The organism is Rhodopseudomonas sp. BR0C11, assembly GCF_010820945.1.
Classification (GTDB): Bacteria; Pseudomonadota; Alphaproteobacteria; order Rhizobiales; family Xanthobacteraceae; genus Rhodopseudomonas; species Rhodopseudomonas palustris_H.
On sequence record NZ_QTKI01000238.1, the window covers coordinates 1 to 7,384 of the forward strand.

Below are 7,384 nucleotides of genomic sequence, written 5' to 3' on the forward strand. Positions count from 1 at the left end.
AGATGTGTATAAGAGACAGGCGCGGCGGCACCACGATGTGATCCGCCGCCGCGTTGGCGCGGACCCGCTTCGGCGTCGCCGATTTCGATAGCGCCGCCAGCGCGACGAACCACGCTTTCGGCATATCCAGCGGTAGGCCGACCGGAATGCCGGCGAGCTTGGCGGTTTCCATGAAGCCCTGCGAGGTCTCGAAGCCCGGCGAGGTGCAGGCAATGCAGGCATAGCCGCCGCTGGTGCAGGAGCCGCTGCCGTTCCAGCCGCGCTGATTGCAGTCGCCGACCGCCTGGGTTGCCTTGCAGCCCAGATGCTCCATCAGGCAGCCCTGCTGCGACAGCTCCTCGGCGCTGGCCTTGAACTCGTAGTACTCGTTACGGGCGCAGCCGTGATGCGCCAGATGATCGGCAAAGAACCGCGGCCGGCCGAACGCATCGAGCGCAGCGCTGTCGACACCGCCGAGCGCCAGCGCTGCCAGCGTTTCGGAAATCCAGCCCGGATGCGGCGCGCAGCCGGCGATGTTGATCACCGGCAGCCCGGCGCGGGAGCGGAAGCCGGCGCCGAGCACGCCGCCGGCCTCGGCCGCCGCATATTGCAGGCCGCTGGCATCGGTCGGATTGCTGCCGGCCATCGGCACGCCGCCGAACGCCGCACAGCTTCCGGCCGCAACCACAAAATCGGCGCGCGGCGCCAGCGCCGTCACCCAATGCAGCATCGAACGCCCGGTGCCGCTGAGCATGTTGAACCGGCCGCTGCCATTCGGCCCACGCAGCACCGCGCCTTCCAGCACCAGCGCACCGAGCCGCTGCTCACCGGACGCAATGCGCTCGAAGATCGCCACCGCCTCGTCGGCGGTCGCCTCGCTGACCGACGGATGCCACAGCAGATTGATCCCGAACCGCTTCAGCTCGGCAAACCAGCCGGAATGCCCGCCCTCCAGCGCCGCCATGGTGCAGCCGCCGCAACTGGCTCCTTGCAGCCAAAGGATGTCGAAGGAGTCCATCGCCGCCGGCCTCCCAACCAGCTCTGTGGCCAGCGACTATGCGGGAGTTCGCGCGACCGCCGCAAGGCGGATGTCCGACGCGCGCGCATCGAGACGCGCCGGCACATCTGAGCTAAGCTTCTGAAATTATTGGCTGGGGCGGGAGGGATCGAACCTCCGCATGGGGGAATCAAAATCCCCTGCCTTACCGCTTGGCTACGCCCCAACAGCCGGTTCCGGACCGCGCTGGGGCGGCCGGATGGCGGATTCGCTTCGGCCCCGCCGGTCTATCGACACCCAAGCGGCATTTCAACCGCCGAAAGCGTCGTGCGCCGGGTGTGGGCGGCCCGGCTGCAGAGCCGGCGCGACGCGACGGACGGTTGAGGGGAATGGGTTTTCGTGGAAAAAGGCCGGCATTCCTTCCGTCAGCCGGGACTTCAACATGACCTATCGCGCTCCGATCGACGACATCCTTCTTTCCCTGAACCACGGTGCAGGACTGCAGGCCGCCGTCGCCGCCGGCCATTTTGGCGACTACGACAGCGAGATCACTGCGCAAGTCCTGGACGAGGCGGACAAGTTCGCCAGCGACATCCTGGCGCCGCTGAACCGGGTCGGCGACAAACACGGCATCAAGCTGGAGCACGGCAAGGTCACCACCGCGCCGGGCTGGCCGGACGCCTATCAGCGCTGGATCGCCGCCGGCTGGAATGCGGTGTCGGGGCCGGAGGAGTTCGGCGGCCAGGGGCTGCCGATGGCGGTCAATGCCGCCTGCACCGAGATCTGGGCGTCTTCCAACATGGCGTTCGGGCTGTGCCCGCTGCTGACCCTGTCGGCGATCGACGCGCTGCATACGCACGGCAGCGGCGCGCTGAAGCAGGTCTATCTCGGCAAGCTGATTTCCGGTGAATGGACCGGCACGATGCAGCTCACCGAGCCGCAGGCCGGCTCCGACGTCGGCGCGCTGCGCACCCGCGCCGAGCGCGCTGCCGACGGCAGCTACAAGATCTTCGGCAGCAAGATCTTCATCACCTATGGCGACCACGACATGACCGATAACATCGTGCATTTCGTGCTCGCGCGGCTGCCGGATGCGCCGGCCGGCACCAAAGGCATCTCGCTGTTCCTGGTGCCGAAATTCCTGGTCAGCGCCGACGGCTCGCTGGGTGCCCGCAACGACATTTATCCGAGCGGCGTCGAGCACAAGCTCGGCATCCACGCCTCGCCGACCTGCACCATGACGATGGGCGATCACGGCGGCGCAATCGGCTATCTGATCGGCGAAGAGAACCGCGGCATGCAGTGCATGTTCACGATGATGAACCAGGCCCGTCTCGCGGTCGGCCTCGAAGGCGTCGGCATTGCGGACCGCGCCTATCAGCAGGCGCTGGCCTATGCGCAGGAGCGCAAGCAGGGCCGCGCGGTCGGCAGCGCCGGCCCGGGTTCGGATCCGATCATCAAGCACCCCGACGTCAGGCGCACACTGCTGACGATGCGCGCGCTGATCGGCGCCGCACGTACGATTTGCTACTCGACCGCGGTCGCGCTCGACATCGCGGCGCGCAGCACCGATCCGAAGGTCAAGGCCTCCGCCGCTGCGCGCGGCGCGCTGCTGACGCCGATCGCCAAGGCGTTCTCCACCGACATCGGCATCGAGGTCGCCTCGCTCGGCGTGCAGATCCATGGCGGCATGGGCTTCATCGAAGAGACCGGCGCCGCGCAGCACTATCGCGACGCGCGGATTGCGCCGATCTACGAAGGCACCAACGGCATCCAGGCGATCGACCTCGTCACCCGCAAGCTCGGCGCGAACGGCGGCGCCTCGGTGTTCGCGCTGCTCGAGGAGCTGACGCTGATCGTCAAGGATGTCGAAGCGTCGAACGATCCGGGCTTCGGCCTCACCGGCCTACGGCTGCGCGAGGCGCTGGAAGCGCTCGACCGTACCAGCCGCTATCTGCTCGACAAACTCGGCAGCGCCACCAACGATGCGCTGGCCGGTGCCACGCCCTATCTGCGACTGTTCGGCGCCACGCTGGGCGGCTGCGCACTGGCGGCCGAAGCGCTCGCGGCGCGCGATCTCGAAGGCATCAACGATCCGTCACGCTACGTCGCGCTGGCGCGGTTCTTCGCCGAGACCGTCGCGGTGCAGGCCCCTGCGCTGGAGCGCAGCGTGGTCGACAGCGCCGCGTCGGTGGCCGGTGCCGAGGCGGTGCTGACGGCTTAAGTTGATCCTTCGGCTTACGAAGAACTCCGGGGTGGCTGCATTGCAGCCACCCTTTATTTTGTGCGCATCGCGTTGGGCGTGAGCTTCGACAGAAATTCATCGCGGGCGGCGGAGCCGTCAGCTGACGTCTCAGACGAACGTGATACTGTGCGTACCGAGGAGCGCTCCGCTTGAGGCGGGGACACCGGGTCTTAGGGGGAAATGCCATGACGGAGCATCTGATCGTCACGGATGAAGACGGCACGCGCGTGATCACCATGCGCCGGCCGGAAAAGAAGAACGCGCTGACGCAAGACATGTATCGCGAGATGAGTCACGCGATCGACACCGCGCAGAACAATCCTAGCATCCGTTGCCTGATCATCACCGGCGGCTCCGGCGTGTTCACGGCCGGCAACGATCTCGACGATTTCCTCAAAGCCGGAACCGATACCAGCGGCGCGGCGCGCGTCACCAACGCCACCAAGTTTCTGTATTCGCTGGCTCACAACGTGAAGCCGATCATCGCGGCCGTCGACGGCATCGCGATCGGCATCGGCACCACGATGCTGTTTCACTGTGACTACGTGCTGGCCTCGACCACGGCGACGTTCTCGACGCCGTTCATCCAGCTCGGCCTGGTGCCGGAGGGTGCGTCCAGCCTGCTGATGCCGCGCACCATGGGCTATCAGCGCGCGTTCGCCACGCTGGTGATGGGCCACACCATGACGGCCGAAAACGCCCGCGTCGCCGGCTTCGTCAACGTCGTGGTGGCGCCCGGCCAGACTGAGATGGAAGCCAAGAAAGCCGCGCGGGAAATCTGCGCGCTGCCGGCCGAAGCGGTGGCGATCTCGCGCAAGCTACTGCGGCTGGCGCCCGATGAAATCACCCGGCGGATCGATCAGGAAACGCATCTGTTCGGCGAGCGGATGAAATCGCCCGAAGCCGTCAACGCCTTCATGCGCTTCTTTCAGCGAAAGAAGGGGTGAAAAAGGGCTGCGATGCCCCCTCACAGACGTGAAGTGGTCGCAATCAGATAAACGGCACAAACGGCAACCGCGCCGCCCAAACTACAATCCGCAATCTAGCCGCCCCCAACCCAACCGATCGACGAGACACTCGACATCAAGATGCAACGACCTGAATACTCTTTTATGGAACCAGCATTATGGCGATCGGAACTGATTCCTTATCAAGCAAACAACCCGAATTATTTCACTACACTAGCCTAACCGGCTTCGAAGCCATCCTCGAGAGCCAACAACTTTGGGCCACCCATTTCAGAGATCTGAATGACACGACAGAAGTATATCACCTCAAAGAACCATTGAGAGAGGCGTTAGAAAGACGCTTCAACGAACTCCTAATCAAGAGACAACAAGCCAGCATAGTGTTCAGCCTCGAACTAATTAAATACGGAGGAAGAGAAAAGAATGCAAATATTCTCGCCGAGAACTTCACCAACTCGCTCTATAGAATAACATACGGCGACAAGACACACATTGAATTTGGATCGCCCTATATAACTTCTTTCTCGACCCCGAACTCAAATCATGAGCGAGCCCATGGACTGCTAAGCCAATGGCGCGCTTACGGTCGCGGTGGCTACTGTTTAGTTTTCGACACAGAAGAACTTGCACAACTACTGTCGATTGAATGGACAAAGTCTTCCATGATACACGCCAACCTCGCCGAGGTGATCTATGGCGTTGACGACTTTCCGATCGACGACTTACTCGGATTACTCCTCCACAGCTGTCAACGCTTTCTCGATCAAGTTTTTGACAGGCGCCGCCACCCGGACTCGATTGAAGACGGCTTGCCGCTATTTGTCTCCACAACGACATTATTCAAGCATCAAGGTTTTCGAGAGGAAAATGAAGTTAGGATGGTTATTGTTCCGACAACGCAAAGATTGTCTGAGCGTTTGAAGCAAGAGCCGAAAGGACCTCAACAATCAACAGAGAAGCTGCTGCTAGAGCCGCAAACAGTACTCCGCTCAGATGGCAGGAAAAGACGTTACGTCAATCTATTTGCGAAGACTGAACGCGCTCTGCCAATCACTCGGATAATCGTCGGCCCCGGACCAGATCAGGAAAAGCGACATCAACGAGCACGCGAATTACTCGGCCCGCAATTCAAGATTCTCGATTCTGACATTCCATTGGCAGATTGAGCAGCCTCGCAGAGCGTGAGGTAAGACACCACCTGGAGAACTGATCTTTCAGCTCTTGATTTGCATCAGTTCTTCATTTCCGCTTGCCGAACTCCTGATCGCTGAACGGGTTCGACGCCGGCGTCCGCAGATGGACGAAGCCGAGCTTGAGCTCGCGGTGGCACGAATTGCAGCCGGCGGTGAGGTCATCATAGGCCCGGGCGAATTCGCGGGCGTCCTTGGCGGCGATCGCCGCCGACACTGCGTCGAGCGGCTTGGCCATGGTGGTGACGTCGTTGACCGGCAGGCTCTGATAGAGCTGGGCGGCATCTTCGAGCCTCGCCTTGAGCTGCTTGGTCTCGTAAGTCGCAAGCCCCCAATTGCCCGCCTTGCCGGCGTACCACAGCTTGATGTGCGCGACCTGGGCGCCCTGCATCAGATCGGAAAGGCGCGGCTGAGGCCGTTCGCCTCCCCGCGGCTGCTGCGCGACGGCGAACGACATCGTGCCGGCGAATGCCATCGCACCGATAACAACGGCGGCGGGCCCAGCGAACGAAAACCTCTTCATGCGTCATCCCCGGTCTTGTACGAGCATCGCGACTCGCGGTCCGTCGCGCGATTGAGTGCCATCAGTAACGCCGCGCCGCCGTGAAGTTCAATCGGCACGTCGGCAAGGTTGGTATTCGGCGGCGCATTCGCGTCGTCCTGCGGCAAACCGACGCCACTTGCATTCGCGCGCGCGGCAGGCGATGCGAAGCGTGAAACAGCTCTGCTCGGATCGCCGATGATCAAGCTCCGCTCTCGCCTGCCCCTGCTCGCCACCGCCGCCGCGCTCACTGTCGCATCCGTGTCCGCCCCGCGCGCGGCCGAATTGCTGCCGCCGCCGGTCGATCTGCGGATTCTGGCGATCAACGATTTCCACGGCAATCTGCAGCCGCCGCCCGGCGGCATTGCGATCGACGACCCGGCCGATCGGACCAAGAAGATTCACGTCCCCGCCGGCGGCGCCGAACATATGGCGACGCTGGTCAAAGCGCTGCGCAAGGATCATCCCAACGCGATCTTCGTGGCGGCAGGCGACCTGATCGGCGCCAGCCCGTTTCTGTCCGCGATGTTTCACGACGAGCCCACCATCGAGTCGATGTCGCTGATGGGGCTGGCGCTGTCCTCGGTCGGCAATCACGAGTTCGACGAGGGCAAAACGGAGCTGCTCCGGATGCAGAACGGCGGCTGCCATCCGGTCGACGGCTGCCAGGGGCCGCATCCGTTCAAGGGCGCGGCGTTCAACTATCTGGCCGCCTCCACGGTCGAGACCGCGACCGGCAAGACGGTGTTTCCTCCCTACGCAATCCGCAAGTTCGGCGGCGTGCCGGTGGCGTTCATCGGGCTGACGCTGAAGAACACACCCAACATGGTGTCACCGCCGGGTGTCGCCGGCCTGTCGTTCAGGGACGAGGCCGAGACCGTCAACGCCCTAATCCCTGAGCTGAAAGCCAAGGGCGTCGAGGCGATCGTGGTGCTAATCCATGAAGGTGGTTTTCCGACCGGCGACTACAACGAATGCCCTGGGATCTCCGGCCCGATCGTCGAGATCGTTAACAAGCTCGATCGCGCCGTCGACGTGGTGATCAGCGGTCATACTCACCGCGCCTACACCTGCCGGATCGACGGCCGCCTCGTCACCAGCGGCGACAAATACGGCACCATCGTCACTGCGATCGACCTCAAGCTCGATCCCACCACCCGCGACGTGATCAGCGCCGCGGCCAATAACACGATCGTCCGGACCGACGCGCTGGCCAAGGATCCGGCGCAGACCGCGCTGATCGCCGCCTACGACAAACTGGCCGGCCCGATCGCGGCACGGCCGGCGGGTTCGGTGACATCGGCGCTGTCGCGGATGCCGAATGCGGCGGGCGAGAGCGTGCTCGGCGACGTGGTGGCCGATGCCCAGCTCGCCGCGACATCGGACAAAGACAAAGGCGGCGCCGAGATCGCGCTGACCAACCCGGGCGGCGTCCGCTCCGATATTCTCGGCGGCGAGCTGGGC

7 protein-coding genes and 1 tRNA gene are annotated in these 7,384 nt (G+C 63.5%); 4 read left to right on the forward strand and 4 right to left on the reverse strand.

Annotated elements, in window-relative coordinates:
* On the reverse strand, nucleotides 1–997 hold a 997-nt coding region (locus DYI24_RS28805), incomplete at its 3' end, for an NADH-quinone oxidoreductase subunit B family protein (protein ID WP_164573173.1).
* Nucleotides 998–1,127: 130 nt separating this feature from the next.
* A tRNA-Gln gene (locus tag DYI24_RS17255) sits at nucleotides 1,128–1,202 on the reverse strand.
* A 216-nt stretch (nucleotides 1,203–1,418) separates the two neighbouring features.
* Between DYI24_RS17255 and DYI24_RS17260 the strand changes: the two genes are divergently transcribed.
* The 3 genes from DYI24_RS17260 (at nucleotide 1,419) to DYI24_RS17270 (ending at nucleotide 5,355) form a co-directional block, all read left to right on the forward strand.
* Nucleotides 1,419–3,200 carry an acyl-CoA dehydrogenase family protein gene (locus DYI24_RS17260; RefSeq protein WP_164573174.1) on the forward strand — a complete coding sequence of 594 codons (1,782 nt, stop codon included), beginning with the start codon at nucleotides 1,419–1,421 and terminating at the stop codon, nucleotides 3,198–3,200.
* A gap of 206 nt (nucleotides 3,201–3,406) precedes the next feature.
* A complete protein-coding gene (locus tag DYI24_RS17265) occupies nucleotides 3,407–4,168 on the forward strand; it encodes an enoyl-CoA hydratase-related protein (protein ID WP_107343106.1) in 762 nt (253 codons plus the stop codon).
* Between the two features lie 179 nt (nucleotides 4,169–4,347).
* On the forward strand, nucleotides 4,348–5,355 hold the full coding sequence (locus DYI24_RS17270; protein WP_164573175.1) for a DUF2971 domain-containing protein: 1,008 nt from the start codon (nucleotides 4,348–4,350) through the stop codon (nucleotides 5,353–5,355).
* A gap of 73 nt (nucleotides 5,356–5,428) precedes the next feature.
* On the opposite strand, the gene DYI24_RS17275 is transcribed toward DYI24_RS17270, so the two are convergent.
* Nucleotides 5,429–5,902 carry a hypothetical protein gene (locus tag DYI24_RS17275; RefSeq protein ID WP_164573176.1) on the reverse strand — a complete coding sequence of 158 codons (474 nt, stop codon included), beginning with the start codon at nucleotides 5,900–5,902 and terminating at the stop codon, nucleotides 5,429–5,431.
* The gene (locus tag DYI24_RS17280) at nucleotides 5,899–6,126 is read right to left on the reverse strand and encodes a hypothetical protein (protein ID WP_164573177.1); all 228 of its coding nucleotides are present in this window, start codon (nucleotides 6,124–6,126) and stop codon (nucleotides 5,899–5,901) included. The genes DYI24_RS17275 and DYI24_RS17280 overlap by 4 nt, the downstream gene beginning before the upstream one ends.
* On the opposite strand from DYI24_RS17280, the gene DYI24_RS17285 reads away from it, so the two are divergent.
* Nucleotides 6,119–7,384 (forward strand): metallophosphoesterase (locus DYI24_RS17285; protein WP_164573178.1); only part of this gene is annotated, 1,266 nt, incomplete at its 3' end. The genes DYI24_RS17280 and DYI24_RS17285 overlap by 8 nt on opposite strands.

Bases quoted from the DNA above. Each gene is read 5' to 3' on its own strand.
- DYI24_RS17260 (WP_164573174.1), top strand. From the start codon at position 1,419: ATGACCTATCGCGCTCCGATCGACGACATCCTTCTTTCCCTGAACCAC.
- DYI24_RS17265 (WP_107343106.1), top strand. From the start codon at position 3,407: ATGACGGAGCATCTGATCGTCACGGATGAAGACGGCACGCGCGTGATC.
- DYI24_RS17270 (WP_164573175.1), top strand. From the start codon at position 4,348: ATGGCGATCGGAACTGATTCCTTATCAAGCAAACAACCCGAATTATTT.
- DYI24_RS17275 (WP_164573176.1), bottom strand. From the start codon at position 5,902: ATGAAGAGGTTTTCGTTCGCTGGGCCCGCCGCCGTTGTTATCGGTGCG.